Genomic DNA, 1,813 nt, shown 5'->3' with positions numbered 1-1,813 from the left:
GTTAGATCAAAAAGGAGATTATCTAGTTGGAAAATATTATAAAGATCCGAACTCATTAACGGAAGCAGAGGTTCAACAACTAGCTGTATCTTTGTCACGTTATTACCAACAAGTGGAAGGAATGAGCGGAGAAGAAGCCGCCAGACAATCAGTTAACGATTTATTAACAGGTAACTGGGGATATAGGGCTCATAATTATGATTATCCATATTTAGGAACAAAAGAGCAGCAAGAGCAATATAATGATGCTTACTGGGAATCTATCGCAAATAAATCATTACTTGAAAAATTATTTAGCTCTCGTGCAATGGATGAAAATGAAGAATATTATCGAGAACAATATAATATTCAGAAGTATCTTCAAGCAACGGAATGGGAGCGACAAGTCGGTCGTCCAGTAATGAACTTTTTGCCTGGAGGAGTAGGTTTTATTTATAATGCAATTGATACGGCTCAAGGAAGTCATGCATTAGGTGAAGGAGTTTCTCAAATATACAATGAGGGCAAATTTACAACTGATGCCGTATTAAAAGTTGTTGATGGTGTTTTAACATTAGCGCCGGTAGTAACTTCTAATTTTATTCCTAAAGACAATTTAACAGGAACAGCTGGAAATGTCATTTTAGATAAAGGCAATCAAATTGTACTTGCGCCTGATAGTAATTCAATTAGTAATATTAATTCCGGTAAAACCGGAACGATGATTTTTGAACAAGGTTCAACACCAAATGCTAATGAGATAAGAGCAGGTAGTGGTTTCTTATACTTAGGTTATGATGTTGTTGTTAAAAAGGAAGTTAATCAAAATAAGGTTAAAACTCAAGATCTTTATGTTGAAGGAATTGGTAAAGTTGATGTTTATACACCAAATTCTAAAATAATGACTGAGAAATCAATATTAAGGACAATTGAAAATAAAAATAGACAAACAAACTCTATTATTATTCAGGCAGATCTATCAAAGACTGACATACAAAGTATTGTAAATCGCACATGGGGAAAACCGGGAGCAAAAAATATAAATACTCTATTCTTTCAAGATTCTAAAGGTCAAATTACTCGTTATGACAGACCCAATAAAGGAGCTCAATAATGCCTAAATTTATTTGTAAATGTGGCCATGTAATGCATTTATCTGATAGTGATAATGATTATGAATATTCTTTTATTGCTGAAAAAATAATTGATGAAATTATATGGATATTAGAAAAAAATCATAATCAAATTAACGTTGATGATTTTGTTTTAAAAGTAGACGCAAAAAGAATTAGAGTACTTGTTTGTACTAAATGCTCTCGTTTTTGGTTAGAAAATGATGATGGAACTTATAAGTCTTATGTACTAGAAGAATAATATTTTTAATAATTCAGTTCTGCGAAGTAGATTGTAGAACTGAACTAATAATTTATGAACAATATGATCTACTTTGCAAGTTGAACCATTAACTTGCCCTTTTGTAGTAGCTCAAACTTAACCCGACAATTCTAACACTATCTTACTTAGTGTGTTCGTTATTAAAAAGTGGCAGTTAACACTGTCACTAAACTCTATAATTAATTTTTTAATTGTTAATTTTGGTTTAGCACCAATTTTTAGCCATTGTTGTTTTCATGCGCCATGGATAATAAATTCCGTTTACTGTATTGCTCATTGTGTCATATGTTCCTTTATTCAAAACATAAAAAACACATTAAGTTATGGTTTTACTTACAAAAAATCAGTCAGAATACCTGGATTCAAACATGAAGTGCAATTTTAAACACGGTGGAGTGAAGAAAGTGAAAGGTGATTTATACTAGCACCTTCGCACCAC

At 31.8% G+C, this 1,813-nt stretch carries 1 protein-coding gene and 1 pseudogene; both read left to right on the top strand.

The annotated features are described in order from the left end of the window. A pseudogene (locus tag GQ596_RS10885) lies at window positions 1-1,093 on the top strand (hypothetical protein); the annotation flags it as partial. Next, on the top strand, window positions 1,093-1,353 hold the full coding sequence (locus tag GQ596_RS10880) for a hypothetical protein (protein WP_160401745.1): 261 nt from the start codon (window positions 1,093-1,095) through the stop codon (window positions 1,351-1,353). The pseudogene GQ596_RS10885 and the gene GQ596_RS10880, both read left to right, overlap by 1 nt. Window positions 1,354-1,813 lie beyond the last annotated feature (460 nt).

Source organism: Gilliamella sp. Pra-s60 (genome assembly GCF_009795755.1).
GTDB lineage: Bacteria > Pseudomonadota > Gammaproteobacteria > Enterobacterales > Orbaceae > Gilliamella.
The sequence above is the reverse complement of the archived record's forward strand: the minus strand, read 5'-3'. Positions and strand labels throughout refer to the sequence as shown.